This window comes from Lysinibacillus sp. CNPSo 3705 (assembly GCF_028674935.1).
Taxonomy (GTDB): domain Bacteria; phylum Bacillota; class Bacilli; order Bacillales_A; family Planococcaceae; genus Lysinibacillus.
Genome location: NZ_JAQZSD010000074.1, coordinates 1 through 20,216, shown reverse-complemented (window position 1 = coordinate 20,216; position 20,216 = coordinate 1). Strand labels below are relative to the sequence as shown.

The window sequence follows — 20,216 nt, the reverse complement described above, 5'->3', positions numbered from 1 at the left end:
CATTGGAAGATAATACTACTTATGTATGTATATTTTATATATAGAAAATTTGATTTATAGGCGATAAAACCTATTAAGAAGGTTAATTTGACTATAAATTACTATATTGTCCAATTCCAATCGTACATAATAATTTTAATATATAGGTTGTCTAAAGTATGAATACATTGAATCACTAATCATCCAATTGGCCATCGACAAGAAATATGAAATAAATTTGAAGTGAAAAATGGAGGTCTTTAAATGTTTAATAATACGGAGTTATCAAAAAATATAACAAAAAATAATCAATTGCCAACTACTATATCACTTACTTCACAATTCTCACAAGAAGATGTGCGTATCCAGTTTAAGAACGAGAGTATGGAATATTCTAATCATAGGCCGTTTATGCTAACAACATCATATGTGAATCAATTTTCAAATGAAATACAAGAGCTAGTGAATAGAGAATTGTTTAGTTTAAGAGCACTTACAAATGAAGCATTAAAATCAAAAAAAGGCATTAATGCATCTGTAATTGTACATGCAGCTGTCAGCACATCACCCGCTAGTGATAGTTTAATTGGGGAAAAAGTAAGAGTTGAGATAAAAATACCTTTTGAGAAATGTTCAAATTTTAAAGATTTCTTCCAACCAGTGTCACAACTATTTATTCCTATCGCCGAGTATGTGCAGCGTTTCGAAATAAAAGCAAGTAATTATAATTTATATCATTTACATGCATTCTTAACATTTTCAAAGGATGAAATTTTGTACGTCTGTCAAAATCCTATTGCACCTTGTCAGAAAACTAAAGCAGACTGGTCAGCATTTCTTTTGAAAATATATGAACAAACCCTAAATAGCCATACAATTACTTTTTCAATAGATTGTTTGGACGGAAACCTTATATTAGATAATTCTCTAATCAGTCTTCCAGCAATAGCATTTGAAAAAATACTTATTTAATTTTACAAGGGAGTTGATGCACATGAAATTGCTTAATGCTTTGCCTCTGAAACCGCCGCCTGGTAATTTTGATGAAAATCACATGGTTGTCGCAGATGAACAAACCTTTGATGGGGTATTGGATAATCTATTTGCTGTAGGTGCTAAGGCAACAGAAAAAATATTTACTTGGGGTATTAATGCTATAACTATTATGTTCCTCTGTGCAGTAATTATGATGATCATGGCTATCATATTTAAAAATGGACAATGGCAAAAATTTGCACAAACACTCATGCTATGGACTTTTTTAGGCATGCTAAGTCTACGTGCAGTACCTATGATTATTTTATCTTTCCGTAGTGAGGGCGATGTAGATGATGCATTTTCTACAGTTCTTTTGGCTATTTCACAGATGACAATTTTTATTGGACTCATTGCGTTAATGTTAAGTTTACTATTCCGTTTAGCTCATAAATTAATAGCACATCCCGAGTATCACAGATGGTCCAAAAATACCTTAAATGTATCATTAATGATGATATTATTTGCATTAATAGGCCCATTTATTTTTGGTATCATGTAGAGTTTCCACATCTTGCAAGTGCTTAAGAATAAATGCTATAATAAATTTATCTTATTATAAATAAAACTAAATAATATAAAGGGAACACCCCTCTAATGTAAACATAGCAAATTCGCTGTGTTTGTTTTAGATGGGTGTTTTTTTGTATAGGGGTGATTTTTTTGAAACAAGTACATCTAATTTCTGTCGCTGAAAAGGAGACAGATAATTGGAGCAAACTAATCGAATTGGCTGGAAACAATAACATTAAAGTCATAGATATTAACAATTCAAAAATGGAAAATTTAAAAGCTATCTCAACAGGGATAGCTTGGATTGTAGGTACAGGGATGCATCCTGATCTACTTGATAAAGTAATCAAGTATTGCCAAGGACATTCCATTCCTGTTGTATGTACCGATTGTTCGCATATTCGAAATTACAGTGTTCAAGACTTAATTTCAATAGGAGTAAAAGCAATAGTCAATTTACATTTTTCAGTGCTTCGAATCCAGGAGGTAATGAATATAGTTCAGGGAGGAGGTATCTATATGGAAAACATGAGTAAGACAAATGCAAACTAATGTTATAAAATGAGATTTACAATTTTCCGTTAATGTTATATAATTTACTTAAATTACAATTAATGGAGGATAAACATATGAAAAACAAACCAACAATAACTATTATTGGCGGAAGCCAAGAAAATACATTCAAAAAAGTTGGAGCAAAGAAAGGGTGTGACATTTTATTTCATAACGGTAAGGACCGTATGGGCAAAGGACGAAATACAGTTAAAAACACTTTTTTGCCGATAATCAAAAAAGGTGATTGCGTTGTTGTTTTATTAGGTGCTTGTAGTCATCCAACAATGAATATGGTGAAAGAATTGTGTAGGGAATTAAAAGTGAATATTATTTTCCAAAATGGTTTCGGAGCTAGTGCTGCTATTACAAATGGACTTGCAGAGCTAGGAAAAACCGCTTGATGAGAGGTGAAATGCTTGAAGATTTTAGCTTTTTCAGATATTAGAACAACATTGGAGATACCCAATGAGGAAGTCGATCTAGTCATATTATTAGGGAATATACCCAGCAAAATGGTCAGTAAAATTTGTAGGATCTATGACGAGGTTCCAGTTTTAGGATTACTCAGTAAACGATGCCATCCTTCTCTATATACTGATACTCCTGTGGTTGACATCCACCATAAGTGCTTTGAATATGGAGGATTACGTTTTGCAGGATTTGGTGGTGAACCAAGAGAGTACGAATACGAAAAAGAAGAACAGGTTCATAATGAAAATCAAGTAATTGATTTTATTAAACAGTTAGAGATGAGTAACGTCGATGTATTGATCTCGTATACCAATCCTGCATATGGGGATGTAAAAGGTACTTTAGCATCTGAAGGATTTCAAGCATATAGCAAATTAATTCTTAATGGTTATGTAAAAAACATAATTCATGGAAGGATTCATAAGCCATTTAAACGAACCTTGGCCAATGTAAACATAGAGTCAGTGTATCCCTTCAGTTTGATCGAATTAGATAACGTTGAAGATATGGAGTCGAGTAAAAAATGACAGCAACTATTCCAAATATGATTATCATTAGCGAGAAGAGAAATCAAGCAATGGATTATTGTGCAGCATTTAATATTGCGCAGACGAATAAATACTACGTGTTACTCAAAGCCTGTAGTACCTTTCCCTTTGGAGCGATTGTTACCTGGGCTTCTGGACATCTATTAGAATTATGTGAGGTTTTTGAATATCCAGGACAGGAGCACCTTAAGAAATGGAGTTTAGAGACTTTACCGCTTCAAATAGAAGGAGAACCTTTATACAAGGTAAAAAAAGGGGAAGAAGAGCACTTTAAAGCAGTGAAAAACTTAATTCGACAAGTAGCTTTGAAGGGACAAACTATTGATGGGAAACCTCCAATTATTTGCTCAGCTGTCGATCAGGACCGAGAAGGTGAACTGATTTTCCGTAACCTTCTATATCACTGTCTGTCCCCAAAAGAGCTTCAAAATGTAGTTATAAAAAAACTTTTGATTAATTCTCTGGAGAAAAGTGAAGTATTCAAGGGTTTCAACAATCTACAGGATGATAGAAAAGCATTGATGATGTATGAAGAGGCAAAAGCAAGATCCATTGCTGATTTTTTAGTCGGTATTAATGCGTCTAGACTCTACAGTGTATTAATCCAGAATGCATTAACATCATGTCAAAATAACGTGAATTACACATCTGCACTGGGAGGAAGCATCACATTTGGAGTTGGAAGGGTACAGTCCCCAACTTTGTTTTTAGCTTATCGCAGAGAGCAAAAAATAGAGAATTTCGAACCTGAAAATTTTTATGAACTGTATGGAGAGTTTACTTCAGAAAAAGGTGTACGATACCAGGGCAAAGCCGCTGTAAAAACGAATTCTATGAGCGAAATAAAGGATATTTTACAGACCCATTCCCTCTCTGACACGAACCAGTATATAGGTCATATAAGCGATATTGTAATTGAAGAGAAAAAGTCAATGGCTCCCACACTACATTCGCTTATGACTTTACAAACAAAAGCAAACCGATTGTGGAAGATGTCACCTAAAAAGACCCTTACTATTGTTCAAACTTTATACGAAAAGTACAAGTTAGTCTCTTATCCACGTACAAGCTGCACCTTTATCACGGAGGCTGAGTTTGAATACTTATTAGAACGTGTAGAGGGCTATAAATCAGTACTGGGTATATCATTTGTAAACGCATATGAAACACCCAGAAAACGTTTTGTGAACTCAAAAAAGGTGGCTGAACATTACGGACTCATTCCTACAAAAAAAATACCTACAGAAGAGGAATTATCAAAACTTTCAAAAGATGAATTAAATATTTACCTAGAAATCTTAAGAACAACATTAGCTATGTTCCATAGTGATTATCAGTACGAAAAGACATCCATTACAACAGCCGTAAATTCTATGGCATTTAAAACCGTTTGTAAAAGGGATATTAATATAGGATTTAAAGAGCTATGGCCAAAGGAACTAAATTCGGATGCTGACGCAGAAAAAGATGATGCGGACTCTATAACGATAGATGGAAAACTAAGTATAAATGAACGTAGCAAATGTATGTTAAAAGTGCATGAAGGCACGACAAGCGCGCCTTCGGTCTATACGGAAGGGCAACTTTTAGATGCCATGCAAACATGTGGTTCGTTACTTGATGATGAAGATAGTGCAAGGATTTTAAAAGAAGTTAAAGGGATAGGAACGGAAGCTACACGAGCCGATGCCTTAGAAGCATTAAAATCAAACAAATTAATCGAAGTAAGAAAAAATAAAGTACATGTAACCCCTAAAGGTAAAATACTTTGTTTTGCACTTGATGGAACATTATTATCAAGTCCTCATATGACTGCAGAATGGGAAAGTTATTTAAAGTCTATAGGTGAAGGTAGGGCATCTGCAATTACGTTTTTAAACCAAATCAACAATTTTATTAACCATTTGATATCTACTACAAAAATTAACTTCTCAAATCCACAACTTATCCAATCACTTGTAGAAGAGGCAAATAAAGCACTCAAGAACAGTGTTTATGGACCATGTCCAAAATGTAAAAAAGGAAACGTTATAGATCGTGGTAACTTTGTTTCTTGCGATGAGTATAAAAATGGTTGTGAATTTTCAATAAGTAAAACTGTCGCGAAAAAGAAACTGTCTGAATCCCAGCTAAAAAAATTAATTACAAAAGGAAAAACATCCGTCATTAAAGGGTTTCTATCTGGCAAAAACGTTGTGTTTGAAACTGCACTTACCTTTACTGAAGATTATAAAATACAATTTGACAAATCTAAAAAGAATAAATAACTGAAAGGATGGATTTCAATGGGATTAATTAAAAGAAGCAAAAGAGATTCATTCCTATTTTCTTATAAAAAGAAGAAATTCAAGTATATTGCTTTCACTGCATTTATCAGTATTTTAGTAGCTGCAGGTATTTATATGCTTCATTCTAAGGGGAGTGATGTGGCTCCTTCTAAAGAGTTTATTGAATTAAATAATCCTCATTATTTAACAGATAAACAAAAAGATATTCTTATGTTTGCCAAGTATGCTTTTGGCAAATTCCAAACGGATGTTAGACCAGCTTATGAGGATTTATTATCAAAGGGAAGAAATTACGTAGGCCTCACTAATAATCAGCTCAATAATTGTAAAAAGTTAATTAATACCTATCAAGGCGACTTATTAAGATATGAAAAATTATACCCGGAACAAGTGAGTGCATTGAATAATGTTTCTTTAAATATCGAGATCTTTGCAGAAAACTTATATCAAGAAAAGGAATGGTCACAACATATAGAGTTAATAAATATTATTAACAACGACATATCAAGACTCAATTCACCTTTAATAAGCTTATTACACTCTAACCAATTAGATTATCAAATAGTCCAACAGAATGATTTGAATATCATAAAATTTTAATATGGAAGGTGTTATGTATGAGAATTACATCAATTTTTCCTCTAAAGAAAAATAACGAGAAAGAACATTTACCAGAAGTCACAATTTCAAACCCTAAAAAAGCAGTGGAAAGATTAGAGGAGCAAAATCATCAAAACATATTGTTACGTCGAGAAGAAATATTAAATAACGCTACAACTACAACTAAACCAATGAACGAAACTGCACACGGTGCTCCAATAACGATAAATAATGATCCTGTATTAAATACACCCATAAATAAAGGCCCCTCAATCCTAGAAGAGCAGGATGATTATAATAAAGATGGCTTTAACTTTCGGATAGATAGTGAAGAAGAGGAAGTACATCAAGTAACCCATATAGAAAATAAACACAAAGAGGACTATATAAATCCATTTTTACCAGCTCAATCGAATGTAGGTATTGGGATAGAGGAGGACTTAGACGAGGAGCTAGAAAAAGAACCCGATAATAGTACAGAGCAGGAATATGATCCATTCGATGAGAGCATGTCTGAAACAGGAATTACCGAAGTTGAGGTTACATTTATTGATGGTAAAACAATGCGGTTCTTTTTTAAGATCGGAAAAACTAAATTCGAGGAACAATGGCTTGATGAAATCTATTCTATTGGAATATTTACAGCAAAAGATATTTACGGCAACCTAATTACCTTAACGCCTAAAGGTAAAGATAATGTAGCATTTAACATTAAAGAAGGTACTATACCTAATGCATGACTAAAAAGATCACTTACGGAAGAAAAAATTTGAAATCGCATAGAAAGGCGGAAAACGCATGGCTAAAACTAGTATAAAAACAGGTTGGTGCGTTGACGGTTTGCCAATTACACCCGAAGACACATGGTGTTGCTCGGAATGTTTTGAACACGTATCAACAGACGATCAAACAACCAAAGGCGGTTGGTTTGATTACGATAATGACGGGAAATTAGGCTTCGTCCACTTTGACTGCTACGGTGGAAAGGGTGAATCTATTGACTTCTAGATTACATACTATTGAACCCATAATCATAACGAAAACAATAACTGATTCCGAAATAAGCTCAGTAAGCCTTCATACAGCTGAATCTTTTTACAGTAATGAGTTACAATGGGATGCACTTAAATATATCCGTTCGATATCCTTGGACTTTCAATCAAATGATAAGAATGCTATTAGTACTTGGATACAAGATTTAATCACAAAGGTGCCCGAATACCTTTACTATCTTGCTGAAGAAGATTTCGAATTTACCTTAAAACTTCTAATACAGTATGAACATTCACTATTCTTTGGTACAAATAATGATTTGAGACGTTTCATTTTAAATTCTATTAGGCAAATTGCTGCAAATGATGATGAATTAGTTCCTCTAGTAAACCAGGTCATAAAAGAAATATTTACTTATCCATTAAAGGAGAACGACCATGTTGAACTTAAAAACAATAATGTACTCAATACTAATTTCAATTACCATTATAATGTTGACCGGGTGTATCGAATCGGGGGAAACCCTCGCTAATAAAGTTTCTGAAACTAATTATCCTGAGCAAGATAGCATCATTGGCGAATTAAAGCATGTTGCACAAGACGTAGCTAAAAGTACCGAACTAAATGATAATAGGGTATTAGAAGTATCCAATTTAATAACCAACCATTCAAATATTAAGGATATATCCTTAGAGGACTTAAAGGGGCTTATCAAGCTTTTTAGGTCATCTGGAACAAATAAAAGCCAAACTACCGATGTCATTTACAAGGCTCAGTATTCATCTAACTATGACGGTGATACGATCACGGCTACCATCGTGTCAGCGTACCAAATAGGGGATACCGGGGATGTACTAAATGAAGTTGATTTAAGCAATACCGCTCTTGCTGGGAAGAAGAAAATAAAAATTCGCAGTCTTTTGGTAGATGCCCCCGAAATAAAAAACAAAAAAACAGGGGAACTTGAAGACTTCGCTATAGAAAGCAAAAATTTCGTGCAAGAAAAATTAGAGAATGCTAATTCTATATGGCTTAAGCATGATCTAGGTGATAAACAAGACAAGTACGGTAGAGAATTAATGCACGTCTTCATGGACCAAAAATTACTTAATGTACTTTTATTAGAAGAAGGACTTGCCAAAATAGCCTATATTAATGAACCGAATACGACATACTTAGAGGAATATAAACAAGCGGAATTGATGGCCAAAGAGAATAAAAAAGGTATTTGGAGTAAGCAACATTAGGCCATGTTGAAAAAACATTGAATAAAAAGACGGAAAAAGCTCGCTTCAAAATGACTAAATTAGGTTGAGATTAAATCACCTCTATTGAAGTCTTTTGAAGCGGGTTTTGCTTTTACGAGGAAGATAAATCATGCAACTTGACACAAGGTACTAGTGAAAATAAGCGTTATATATATTACAGGAGTATGACTCATTCTACGATTCGTCGAAGTCTAAAGAAATTGAGAACATCACATTTAACAAATCCAATTAATCTTCCTATTTTTTTTGATGAATGGTATCATAAATATGTAATATTTTTTCTTATTTTTTTCAGACCTTCTATTAGAGTCTGTATGTAACCATCAATGACAAGTCTTTGTGACTTATTTAACAGCTTTTTTGTGCTGTTCAATAATAAGTTACAAAGGCTTTTTTTGTTGTTTAAAAACGCAAATAACACAGTTTAGGAGGATGTTTTTTATGAATCATTATAAATCGCAGTATATCGGATTATTTCCGGAGGATTTGCAAAGAAATATTATAGCTGCTTTGCAAGCGAAGAATCTAGATGATGAATCAATAGAGGATGCTATGAACAGTCGATTGTGTGATTTAGAAAACACGATTGATCTAACAAGCTTATTAGATGATCATGAACAATAAGAGATTAAATAACATAGTTATTGGAGAGTGGAAAATATGAGAAAAACGTATGAATCAGGTAGTAATATTTTTGCATTTGGAATTGATTGTATAAATGGAGTATTCCTTCAAGTTCTTAATACCGTAGAACCAATAAAAGTTACAAATTGGTCTGAATTTGAACCACCTCAATTACATTTAACATATGATTCAATTCAAGAGGCGATTAAAGAAGGAAAGCTCTTAGAATCTGATTTCAATGAAATCTGTAAAATCCCTATCGGAGACTATAAAGTGTATTTTTCTCACTTAGAAGAAATACCCAAAGACTTTATATTACCTAAAACAATATTGAACAAGTATTTAAAGGGGCAAGGTCATAGAATCCGTACTTTAGGTGACTATTACAAAATACTGAAATGGCTTAAAAGACCCGTACCATTTTCTAAAATTACTTGGTACGAGAATTGTAAGAGTGCTTCAGGGCCAATTTACGAGATAAAAAAATGAACTTATTATGTAGGCTTTAGGCTTTTTTTGTAGAGCAAGATTACGCTTTATTTAGGGGGAAGTTATATGAACATATTACGTACTTTTCGCTACGAATTTTTAAGAATGACAGGCGAAAAAAAGGTGGAAGCGAGTAATTGTTATTACATTTGCATTACCAATTTATTGGTGCTTTATTGAGTGGCTTACGATAGGTTATTTAAAGCCAAACTATTGGCACGATATTATTTGCTTAGGTATCGCATTTGTTGTTGAACGTTGCTTAACATGGGGTAAAGAGGAAAAAAATATATAATTGCACTTTATTGAGAAACAACTAAATTACTCAATAGATATTCAAGAGTCTGTTTAAACAGACTCTTTTTTTATATATTTTTGAAGTTAAATAAACTAAGTGAGGATAATTTTATGAAAAACACAGAAATATATAAGGAAATGATGGAAACAAGCCAAAAGATTAATGAGTCTTTAAGCAAAATAGATTGGCTGAAAGAAATAAGTTAGTTCCAAGATATAGAGAGCTATATAGAATGTACGATTTTGGACTCTCAACCAATGAAATCGTTGAAACTTTCGCATGGTGGAACAAGTGGACAAAAGCAAAAATCATAGAACACAGAGATGATAATTATTATCTTATTCGCAATGAAAGAGGATGGGAAGTGTATGTTCCTGGTACACTAATTAGAAAACCAATAAGCACAAACGAAGAACGTTTAGAACAGTTAAGTTTGTTTTAATGCATTAAACAAGCTATAATTCGGTTTTGGCTACGAGCCTAAGAAGAAAAATAAAGATTACGGAGTTATTATCTAAATCGTGATTCAGGTTTAAATAAATATTATAAATTGCTCTCCTTTTATATCTCATAAAATCCATTTTATTTGGTAAGATAGTAGTAATATATAATAAATCATCGAAAAGAGGATGAATAAATGACAGATTTAAATTTTGAAATATCTATTCCTTCTGATAAAGATGGTTTCTGCCTTTTGCAATGCCCATTATGCTCAGGGTTCTTTAAACTCAAACCCCAAGATGCCGAAGCTGAAGATGTGATTCAAATTTGGTGCCCAAATTGCGGGATTAAAAGTGATAATTATTTAACTGAAGATGTAATTGAATTGGCTTTAAACATGGGGGAAAATATGATTGATGATGCTTTATTCGACTCATTTAATAAAGTCAAAAAAAGCAACCGCAACAAAAATGTTTCAGTTAAAGTAAAAAAGTCCTCTCATAAGCATGAAAATCCAATTGTAGCTGGAATAGAACTACTTGATATTCAAAAATATAAGTGCTGTCAAAGAGAAGCGAAAATTAAACCAATAGTAAAATTAATAGGTAGCTATTGTCCATTTTGTGGGGTGAATGATGATGGAAATCACTAAGAAAGATTTAAGAAAAACAAGTAAAGCTTTTAGATCCTATGCGAATAGAGTGATAAATGCTCATTACGATGAATTCGATTCAATATTAAAAATGTTCTTAAAGCATATTGATAAAACACCTTTGATTTACAACTATATCAATAGTTTCGATATAGTATGTAGTGACCAGGATTTAAGTACGCAAGTGCAAGATGTGGTAGAATCATACGGAGCAAAGTATTTTTATACCGGAGAAACAATAGAAGAAGAATTGATTTATACTTATAAGCTTTTAAAATATTTAAACCAAAGTGATATGCATGTTACATATTACGGTCAAGCATACGGTGGGAGACAGTATCAAGAGATCACTAAAAACTTCGCAACAAGAGTAGTTCTTCCATTTGTCAATCACATTGAAGATTACTTAACTGAGATCGCAATTGAAATGGGATACGATGAGGAGGCAAAATTTATGATTAATATAAATGGGGGACAAGCACAAGTAAATATATCTAAAGATAATTCTACACTTGAAGCTCATCAAACAAATAATATTCAAGGTGCCGAATTAGAAACTATTGTTGCTTCTATAAAAGCCTTACTAACAGATGAAATTTCAGAAAGTAATAAAGAAATAATCAATGACAATGTAGATGTTATACAGGAAGAGTTAAAAAAAGAAAACCCTAAAAGAGGATTCTTAAAAACTGCTTGGAACGGCATTGAAACTACAATTAAAAACATCCCTGATGCTGTACAGCTTGTAGAAAATCTAAACAAGCTAGGAACCATTGTGGGGCCATACTTAACATAATTGATCAAACTTTTATAAATACTTAGTTAGAAAGATTAACTCCATTTTGAACAGTTTTTTTCAAAATGGAGTTTTAAATAAAAAACATTCCTTATTATAAACTTCCTCTATATATAGCCCTCAAACTGAACCGCTTCCCATTCATGAATAGCATGCTGATCAGTAGCTAAAACCTTCTCCATATAAATAATCGTTGTTTCAATTTTCTCATGACCCAGGGATTTCATTATCTTATAGATATCGGCACCATTAATATGCGAGATAATAGCAAAAGCATGACGAAAAATATGGGGAGTTATTACTTTATCACTCTCTATTTTCGAAAATTCGCGATTAAATACCTGGTCCAAATAACTCGGAGAATAAGCGTTACCAGTTTTCGTTGTGAATAGGGGAGAATCCTTTTCAGCTGTCTCAATTGGTGCCAAACCCCTTATTTTTCGGAACTCCTTAATACTTGCTGCAACCTTAGCTTTTAACGGTATTCTACGCCATTTTCTACCTTTCCCTAAGACATCTAAGAAATATCCGCCTTTAATAGTGTCTTTCCTCATATGTTCAACCTTCAATGTACAAAGCTCTTCATTACGCATACCAGTGGTAACTAACACAAGAATTAAAGTAAACATAATAGGATTATTTTCTTCTTCAAAATATCTTATAAGCTCAACTACTTCAGATGGTCCCATATCACGGTTCGGTCGATCATTACTAGTAACGTTAACCGATTTAAAACCATCGTGAAGCGGTTCATTTATATAATTACATTCAAATAGTTGCTTTTGTGAGTTAATATCGACCATTATTTGATTTTTACCATATACTTCTTTAAAATTTAAATAAAAATACAAATATGCAATATGCTGTGAATTGAAGGGAAGAACACACTTGAAATTAAAATATGATGTAAGCTCCTTTATGGAAGTACAATTAAAAGATATGTATTTTGTTGGGAGACTCGCACAACCCAATGATTTAGTTGGCACACAACTCAAGCCTGTTTCGTTTCAAGATGAGTTTCAGGAATATATTCAGTTTCAAATTAAATGTTTGTCTGAAATCCCAAATGAATTAGAAGATTCGTTTTGGTATCAGAACAGGGTGTTTACAGGGAGTACAAGGTCAAGAGATAATGGGCGCGTCTTAAGTGAGATTTTAGGTACTAATCAGTCGATGGTTGAAAAGCGTGAGATGGTCTATGATTTTTTATCGAACAAGCTTGTTTTATTTAAGGTAAGAAATCCGCGTAGTTACTTATATGTAGATATTGTGGAAGTATTTGACGCACCAAAAGTAGACGGAGTACCAAAATTTGAAAGAGGTTACACAATTATTCCGACCCCGTTATTAAAGCAAGGTGAAACCCGTCATGATTTTGAGATTAAACTTGTAAAACAACCGTTACCCTTTGTGTTACCAAGTTACCCAAATTCGATGAGTGAGCCTGAATTTTTACATTTACAAGGCCGTATTTACTCGAATATTAGTTTAAAAGAAACGGAGAATGCCATTACATATATTCCTAAAATTACTGATGAAGTAGAATTCATGGATTTAGAATCGTCGAAATTTAGTGATAAGATTTTATTGAACTCCTTACGCCATTCTCTTTTACTCGTGCCATCAAAAGAAATGTTAAATTTACGCGATGAGCCAATGAAATTCCTACATACAGCCGTGACGTATCAGCGCCCCGAAAAGGGGGCGGTTACTTCGCCCGAAGTTGTGGTTACAGATGAGGTGTCCACACCTGTTGCATCAATTGAAGAGCCTGTAAAAAAAGATGACAATATTGAAGCGTTCTTCTTAGAGCAGTTTAAGCAAAATGCCATTAATAAAGGCTTGTATTACAGTGATGAAGATTTATACAACTTCCATATTTGTATGAAAACCAACCTGTTAACGATTGTTGGTGGCATGTCCGGGATTGGGAAATCACAACTCGCGTTAGTATATGCTGATACGCTTGGGATGAGCTTCGGGCGTGAAGTATTAATGTTACCGATATCACCAGCTTATACGGAGCCTAATGATATTTTAGGGTACTTAAACCCGAATACCGGTATTTATAATGAAAGTGAAACGGGCCTTGTGCGCTTATTATTAGAGGCGGAGAAGGAAGATGCGCGTAAAGATGATAGTAAAATGTTCATTGTTATTTTTGATGAGATGAACTTGGCGCAAGTCGAGCATTGGTTCAGTCCATTTATTTCGCTATTAGAGGTAAGTGATGACAAACGTTACTTACAACTATTCAATGAACGTAGTCACTGCGTGAATCAGTACCCAAGCAAAATCAAGATTGGGCAAAACATTACTTTTGTCGGAACGGTGAACTTTGATGAAACAACCAAGCTATTCTCGGACCGATTACTTGATAGAGCGAACGTCTTTATCCCGAAGAAAAATACTTTAGAAGATATGTATAAGCATTGCTATGGTGAACGTGAATTAATCGAAGCGGAGCCGGTACACTGTACAAAAGGGACTTATCGAAAATGGATTAAGCGAGAAGATTCAACAATTTATCATTTAGCGAAAGTTGAAATTGAGATTTTGGACGAATTGCACCGTTTAATCAATAAACAAGATCGTCAAAAAGGAGTGTCGTTCCGTACAGCTAAAAGCATTGCCTTTTACTTAAACAATATTCCAAAAGACGCATCCAACGTACCGTACTTAAACCGTGCAGAAGCCTTTGATCTACAAATCAAGCAACGGATCATTTCTAAAATTCGCGGTATCGATTCGTTTGTTCGCCCATTACTGAATACAAAAGAAGACCAGATAGGAACGTTGTTACACTTCCTTCTTTCGGACCACGCTCAAGCTTACAGTAAGTTTGAACATACCATCGATTTAATCGATTCTAAAATGAAAGAGTTGACGAACTATGGTTTCGCTTACTAATCTCACAACGGGCGATACTCTACCTTTTCGTTTGTATTTATTGCGTGGACAATGGACAAAAAACTATATTGATGTGTTGACTACATCAACGACGGAGATACAAGACATTGTCTACCCGGTAACAGAGCTTGTGAAGTTAGGCATGGGGATAGAAACAAACGGGGAACAGGTAGAAGTAAAATGGAGTGTAATGAGTAATGCAGAAAAGGATGAATTTATCCCCTTTTCACTTAGTGAAGACAAGACCTTTCATGAAATTCACCCAGGCGGAGCTCCTTACTTTTGGAGCGTAGGGACATACCATTTTGAAGTCATTCATGAAGGCAAGAGTTACTTTGCTGCCTTTCAAGTAAAGCCAATAAACTTAGAAGAAGATGAGCTTGAAATGATGAATGAGCTGCTCGAAGAAAAATTAAAGGGGCTTATTGTCGATTATTTGAAATACAAAAAAACGTGGGGTAGCATGGATGATATTAAGGAAACAGCCTTTTGGTACTTGTGGGAAAAGTATCAAAAAACTGAGCGTCCTTTCTTAAATCATCTTTTGATGATAGAACATCATAGCACGCAAGGTGTTTCGAAACAGTACAAAGTCCAGTCGGTGCCCCGCAGAATGGACAGGAAAAGTTTACAATGGGAATTAACCGCTAAAGGATTAGCGAATAAAGAAGCGAAATTCTACAACCGTACTATTCATTTTGTAGAAGATTCGGAGGAAAACCGCAATGCGAAGCGGTTTGCGACAGCAATTTTAGCACATTTATTAGACATGCGTGCCTTTTTACAAGATTTCGTGAAAAACACGCAACACAAGCAACAGCAATTACAAGAAGCCTTGGTTAATAATGAGGCACGGTTTGCAGAGTTACTACGCAGCCGCAACATTTCCGAAGGGACACGAAAAAAATATCGCAATAAAATCAAGTTAAATAAAGATAATTTAATCAAGTTTAAAAAGCAGTATACGAAATATCAACAGATGACACAGCAAATCAATTTCTGTATTAAAAGTTTGGAAAGTGTGCTAAATAATCAGTTTTGGAGTGGGATTTCGTCCAGACGTGCCCAGCGCAATTCTCTCGGTGCTCACCCAGCTTATAACGGAGTGTATCAAATGTACAAGGAGTTTGAACGTGCTTTACAAGATGAGGGACAGACCGAACTACGTTTGCCAGTGTATAAACGAACAGAGGAATTGTATGAATACTTTACTTTCTTTAGTGTGATTGATGCATTTTTGGCCCAAGGGTTTGTTGCACATGAAACGAATTTAACTGACCAACTTAAATCGAGCTTTATTCACGAGGGCTTATCTGATGGGACGACAGTAAAATTGGCTTTTGAAAATTATATTATTCAGGTTGTCTTTAATGAGGAACTGGATTTTGAACATGAGGCACGCGAGAAAAAGCAAATGATGTTTACATTAAAGCCGAATCGTAAACCAGACCTTCGCGTAGATTTTTTCATTCAACAAGAAGAGGAACTGCAGTACCAGTCATCGGTAGCACTTGATGCTAAGTATAGTCCGCTTGAAAATATTTATTCTGATAGACAAGTGACCAGTGTGATGGAGCAGCTTGATAATTATAGTGGCATAAGTCGCTTTAATTACAATGGCGATGTACTGGATAGCTTAAAGCCGTATTTCCGCCATCCTGTCAAAGAAGTGATATGTTTATATGCTGGGAAAAAGCCTGCGAAGCAAGAAGGGAACTGCATTATTTCTTCATGCGGTCGATTTGTCCGACTTGCCCCAACAAAGGAAGGTACGGTGTACGGGCAGTCAGACTTAACACGAATTTTATTTAACGAGTGGCTTGGTCAACACGATGAGATATTCCTCTTATGAGGAATATCTTTTTTTGTTTTTACCGATTTTTTCAATAAATTTAAATATAATACCCAAACAGGAAAAATTCGAGCATTAATGGGAAAGTATCGTGTAGGTGAAGGAGATACAACTAAGCTTTTTAAATATTAATAAGGCTTTCATTAAAGTTTAAACTCTTGTAGCTATTGAAAACATCATTATTTTAATCATTCTTTAAAAACTTTGTTCAAACAAAACTAAACCCACTTATTTTGATCAATCTTTGTTCTAAACGCGTGGGTTTTTTCTATATAAAAAATCAACCTTTTCAGAGCATTTTTATCGAACTTTATTATAAAGCTATATGTGAGTGTCCATACTCAACTCAAACGTGATGCACACAACTTAGTCGTAATGTAAATAACTCAACTAGAAGTGGATATCTTCCCCTAATGCTTCCTATGCCTCGTAACTTACCATCAAAATTAACCCTTGAATATATAAGTTTGATTATTTAAATAAAACATTGGTAAAAAATAGTCTCTAAATGTAAGATAACTACAAAAGGTTATTTTTATTATTCAGTAAAGGAGTACGCCAATGGACGAACAAGATAAAGACAACAAGGTGTTAGAAGAAACGAGAAAGAGAGCGCTAAGAAGGCTATCTGAATTAGACAAAGAGATTAAAGAAGGTATAGGAAAAATACATGAAGAAATAGTTGAGGATATGCCAAAACGAATTGAATTAAATGATTTCTATCTTCCTATCACAATACAAAATGATTGTGATTATGAAGTATATTTAGATAAAAAATTGAATGATTATTTAGAAGCAATTAGAGATAGAGAGTTAGTAGATGAAGAAGTTTATAATCGTACTAAATTAAATGTTGAAGGAATTAAAAAAGCTCTAAGTTTTTATTATGATGCGGATATTTCGAATGCTAAAAAAGTGATATCAAATATTCTAGAAAATTATTGTTGTGACAATTTTATTGTATCAAGTTTAGATAATTCTCCAGCGATACGAGGTATAACTAAAATTGTTTCTAAACCAAATCCTATTCAATATAAATTAGCTAATGCACCGCTATCTTTTTTTAGAGCAAGAGTAGGCTCTGTCGGATATGATAAAAAAGATTTTTTACATATACCTTTTAATAAGCGAGGATACGTTTCTACACAACGATTTAGCATTGCCGGAGTACCGTGTATGTATTTTGGACTTACATCTTATGTTTGTTGGTTAGAATTAGACAAACCTTTATATAGAGATTTTAATGCTGCTTCGTATGAGATAAATAGTGACGTAAAGGTTTTGAATTTAGCTATATCTCAAATGTTACTTAATGGTTTATCTAATTTTAATATTAATGGACAAAATGTTGGTAGTTTAATTGCATTTTTCCCACTGGTTATAGCAACATCTTATAAAGTAAATGAAAAGGATAGAAGCTTTCGCAGTGAATATATAATTTCACAGTTAGTTATGCAATGTCTATCTGAATTTGGTATTGATGGGGTAGCTTATATTTCAAAACGTGTTGAAAAAGATTCAAATAGCTTTCCTTTTGGTGTTAATCTAGCTATTCCAATGAAAAATGACTCTGAATTTTATAGCGAATTTGCAAAAAAAATACCTTTAACAAAGCCAGTTAATTATGAAGAATATAAAAAAGAACAACCAAAGCCAAAAACAGATACAGCTGCATATGCAAATTTATGGGATAAAAAATATACTCAACATACATTTAGTCAATTTGATAACTATTTATTTAATGAAGAACATAAGACAATTAGCTCTAATTAGAATCTTTTCAAGTAATTTTATCAATTTAAATAAGTGGATAAAAAGATAAAAAGCGGAAGAATCACAAAAGACCACTAAAACAAGCTAATACAGCTTATAAGGATATCTTAAAACTTGAACCTGAAAAATTTAGGGGTGTAAAAATAACATTTATATTTTTTGTATCATTACAAATATTCCCTAAATTACCAATGTATAACGAAAGATTAAAAGAAGAAATCCAAGATTTACATCCAACAATAGTTGGATGTGATTATATGAGTATCTCTGATTTAGAATCAATAGCTGTTTATATAGAAAACCAGAAAAAAAGTGTATTTAAATTTATCGAAAATAAAAAACTATATGCCGAGTATCACCCTTATGAAAATTATTACGCAAAAAAATTCAGACTTGTACATTTTTTAACGTTACATAAAAAAACATTTACCTCTGCAATAGACAGAGCGACAACTAACCTTAAACAAGACTAAAGTCTTTAAACAGGTATTTCTATGACATCCTAAAAGGTGTATTATCGTGTAAATTAGATAGTTGAAGGCAGAAGGGTTGATATACAACCCTTCTGCCTTTTCAAGTCCCACAACTTAATTACGTTGGTTCAGTCATCCTCTATGTTAGATATATCCCTCAAAATTAGCAGCTTCCCACTCATGAATAGCATGTTGATCAGTAGCTAAAACCTTCTCCATATAAATAATCGTTGTTTCAATTTTTTCATGTCCTAGCGATTTCATAATTTTATAGATATCGGCACCATTTATATGTGAGATAATAGCAAAAGCATGGCGGAAAATATGAGGAGTTATGGCTTTATTACTCTCGATTTTCGAAAATTCTCGATTAAATACCTGATCCAAATAACTCGGAGAATAAGCGTTACCTGTTTTTGTCGTGAATAAGGGAGAGTCCTTTTCAGCTGTTTCAATAGGTACCAAACCCCTTATTTTTCGGAACTCCATAATACTTGCAGCCACCTTAGCTTTTAACGGTATTCTACGCCATTTTCCACCTTTCCCTAAGACATCCAAGTAGTATCCACCTTTAATAGTATCTTTCCTCATATGCTCAATTTTCAACGTACAAAGCTCTTCATTACGCATACCAGTCGTAACTAACACAAGAATTAGAGTAAACATTATGGGATTATTTTTTTCTTCAAAATATCTCAAAAATTCAACTACTTCAAATGGTCCCATATCACGGTTCGGACGATCATTACTAGTCACATTAACCGATTTAAAACCCTCATGTAACGGTTCATTTATATATTTACATTCAAATAGTTGCTTAAAGAAACCTTTTAAAATCGTTGTTTTTCTTTCAAGCGTTGCAATCGAGTATCCGTCTTTGTTCTGTGCCTTTTTCTTTTTTACATACGGGCTATTAGTAGCCAGCCACTCCTGGTATCGACGTATGTGTCTTGGTTGTAATGATTTAAATAGTGAATGGTCTTTTATTTCCGATATGTCTACACCAATTTCTTCACTATATAATAGAAGAAACTCAAGAAATTGCTCTATTTCCGCCTTATACTTCAACGTAGAACGTTTACTGCGTCCACGATTATTAAACAGCTGCTTTGAATGGTAAAGATACCATAATACCATATCACGATCAGTAAACTCCTCGAAACGAGGCATTTGGTTGGCTTCTGACTGTTCAGTTAGGGTAAGTAAGTACTCCATATGCTGCTGATCATAGTTAAAGTTGAAGGAAGCAGTGCTTGGAAGGGCGCTACTTTCGTAATTTTGTAGAATCATGATTTCCTCCTCCTTTTTTCAAATTTCCAACTCATTAGTTTAATTATGTAAATCAGGCTGTGAGACACATCGAAGTATACTAGTATCCACAAAAAAAATTTCGATTAGTCTCACAGCAACAAAGTTCAATCAATCTATTACATACATTCTTTCTCCTGACGAGTAACATAAAACAAAGCTGCACTTTGTCCTAAATACAAATTTTCCCACTGGATTTCCTTTATAGCATTAAGATTTACTTTCGAAGCCTCAATTAGACTTATACATTCTATCTACTACTTATACAGATATATTTATAAATTAATTGTACTACACACTAATAAATAACACACATAAAAAAATAGACCATTTATTTATTGATTTTATAC

General features: G+C 33.6%; 21 protein-coding genes. 19 read left to right on the top strand and 2 right to left on the bottom strand.

From position 1 onward, the window contains the following. The first annotated feature begins 243 nt into the window (after positions 1–243). The 15 genes from PVA17_RS21610 to PVA17_RS21540 all read left to right on the top strand — a co-directional run bounded on the left by PVA17_RS21610 (position 244) and on the right by PVA17_RS21540 (position 11,550). Positions 244–951 (top strand): hypothetical protein, encoded by a 708-nt coding sequence (locus PVA17_RS21610; protein ID WP_274068924.1) that lies wholly within the window; start codon positions 244–246, stop codon positions 949–951. Between the two features lie 22 nt (positions 952–973). Beyond that, a complete protein-coding gene (locus PVA17_RS21605) occupies positions 974–1,516 on the top strand; it encodes a hypothetical protein (protein WP_274068923.1) in 543 nt (180 codons plus the stop codon). A 161-nt stretch (positions 1,517–1,677) separates the two neighbouring features. Further along, positions 1,678–2,079: a hypothetical protein gene (locus tag PVA17_RS21600; RefSeq protein WP_274068922.1), complete on the top strand. Its 402-nt coding sequence runs from the start codon at positions 1,678–1,680 to the stop codon at positions 2,077–2,079. Between the two features lie 77 nt (positions 2,080–2,156). Next, a complete protein-coding gene (locus PVA17_RS21595; protein WP_274068921.1) occupies positions 2,157–2,483 on the top strand; it encodes a DUF2325 domain-containing protein in 327 nt (108 codons plus the stop codon). 15 nt (positions 2,484–2,498) lie between these two features. Next, on the top strand, positions 2,499–3,080 hold the full coding sequence (locus tag PVA17_RS21590) for a metallophosphoesterase family protein (RefSeq protein WP_274068920.1): 582 nt from the start codon (positions 2,499–2,501) through the stop codon (positions 3,078–3,080). Beyond that, positions 3,077–5,368 (top strand): type IA DNA topoisomerase, encoded by a 2,292-nt coding sequence (locus PVA17_RS21585; protein ID WP_274068919.1) that lies wholly within the window; start codon positions 3,077–3,079, stop codon positions 5,366–5,368. Before PVA17_RS21590 ends, PVA17_RS21585 begins: the two co-directional genes overlap by 4 nt. An 18-nt stretch (positions 5,369–5,386) precedes the next feature. Further along, positions 5,387–5,989, top strand: coding sequence for a hypothetical protein (locus PVA17_RS21580; RefSeq protein ID WP_274068918.1), 603 nt, complete (start codon positions 5,387–5,389; stop codon positions 5,987–5,989). A 17-nt stretch (positions 5,990–6,006) separates the two neighbouring features. Next, positions 6,007–6,729, top strand: a complete 723-nt coding sequence (locus tag PVA17_RS21575) for a hypothetical protein (RefSeq protein WP_274068917.1) — start codon at positions 6,007–6,009, stop codon at positions 6,727–6,729. 58 nt (positions 6,730–6,787) lie between these two features. Next, complete coding sequence (locus PVA17_RS21570; protein ID WP_274068916.1) at positions 6,788–6,997, top strand: hypothetical protein; 210 nt, start codon at positions 6,788–6,790, stop codon at positions 6,995–6,997. 422 nt (positions 6,998–7,419) lie between these two features. Next, the gene (locus PVA17_RS21565; RefSeq protein WP_274068915.1) at positions 7,420–8,229 is read left to right on the top strand and encodes a thermonuclease family protein; all 810 of its coding nucleotides are present in this window, start codon (positions 7,420–7,422) and stop codon (positions 8,227–8,229) included. A 462-nt stretch (positions 8,230–8,691) separates the two neighbouring features. After that, positions 8,692–8,874, top strand: a complete 183-nt coding sequence (locus PVA17_RS21560) for a hypothetical protein (protein WP_274068914.1) — start codon at positions 8,692–8,694, stop codon at positions 8,872–8,874. A gap of 36 nt (positions 8,875–8,910) precedes the next feature. Further along, entirely contained in the window at positions 8,911–9,363 is a 453-nt protein-coding gene (locus PVA17_RS21555) for a hypothetical protein (RefSeq protein WP_274068913.1), read from the top strand. 530 nt (positions 9,364–9,893) lie between these two features. Then, the gene (locus PVA17_RS21550; RefSeq protein ID WP_274068912.1) at positions 9,894–10,103 is read left to right on the top strand and encodes a hypothetical protein; all 210 of its coding nucleotides are present in this window, start codon (positions 9,894–9,896) and stop codon (positions 10,101–10,103) included. A 195-nt stretch (positions 10,104–10,298) separates the two neighbouring features. Beyond that, positions 10,299–10,754: a TFIIB-type zinc ribbon-containing protein gene (locus PVA17_RS21545; protein WP_274068911.1), complete on the top strand. Its 456-nt coding sequence runs from the start codon at positions 10,299–10,301 to the stop codon at positions 10,752–10,754. Continuing rightward, positions 10,735–11,550 (top strand): hypothetical protein, encoded by an 816-nt coding sequence (locus PVA17_RS21540; RefSeq protein WP_274068910.1) that lies wholly within the window; start codon positions 10,735–10,737, stop codon positions 11,548–11,550. Before PVA17_RS21545 ends, PVA17_RS21540 begins: the two co-directional genes overlap by 20 nt. 107 nt (positions 11,551–11,657) lie before the next feature. Here the strand turns inward: PVA17_RS21540 and PVA17_RS21535 are convergent, their stop codons facing one another. After that, on the bottom strand, positions 11,658–12,401 hold the full coding sequence (locus PVA17_RS21535) for a tyrosine-type recombinase/integrase (RefSeq protein WP_274068909.1): 744 nt from the start codon (positions 12,399–12,401) through the stop codon (positions 11,658–11,660). A 37-nt stretch (positions 12,402–12,438) separates the two neighbouring features. Between PVA17_RS21535 and PVA17_RS21530 the strand changes: the two genes are divergently transcribed. The 4 genes from PVA17_RS21530 to PVA17_RS21515 all read left to right on the top strand — a co-directional run bounded on the left by PVA17_RS21530 (position 12,439) and on the right by PVA17_RS21515 (position 18,558). Continuing rightward, complete coding sequence (locus tag PVA17_RS21530) at positions 12,439–14,460, top strand: AAA family ATPase (protein WP_274068908.1); 2,022 nt, start codon at positions 12,439–12,441, stop codon at positions 14,458–14,460. Beyond that, positions 14,444–16,312, top strand: coding sequence for a hypothetical protein (locus tag PVA17_RS21525; RefSeq protein WP_274068907.1), 1,869 nt, complete (start codon positions 14,444–14,446; stop codon positions 16,310–16,312). The genes PVA17_RS21530 and PVA17_RS21525 overlap by 17 nt, the downstream gene beginning before the upstream one ends. 561 nt (positions 16,313–16,873) lie before the next feature. Then, positions 16,874–18,085 (top strand): hypothetical protein, encoded by a 1,212-nt coding sequence (locus PVA17_RS21520; RefSeq protein ID WP_274068906.1) that lies wholly within the window; start codon positions 16,874–16,876, stop codon positions 18,083–18,085. Positions 18,086–18,342: 257 nt separating this feature from the next. Further along, a complete protein-coding gene (locus PVA17_RS21515; protein WP_274068905.1) occupies positions 18,343–18,558 on the top strand; it encodes a hypothetical protein in 216 nt (71 codons plus the stop codon). Positions 18,559–18,702: 144 nt separating this feature from the next. On the opposite strand, the gene PVA17_RS21510 is transcribed toward PVA17_RS21515, so the two are convergent. Then, positions 18,703–19,848, bottom strand: a complete 1,146-nt coding sequence (locus PVA17_RS21510) for a tyrosine-type recombinase/integrase (protein ID WP_274068904.1) — start codon at positions 19,846–19,848, stop codon at positions 18,703–18,705. Between the last annotated feature and the right edge of the window lie 368 nt (positions 19,849–20,216).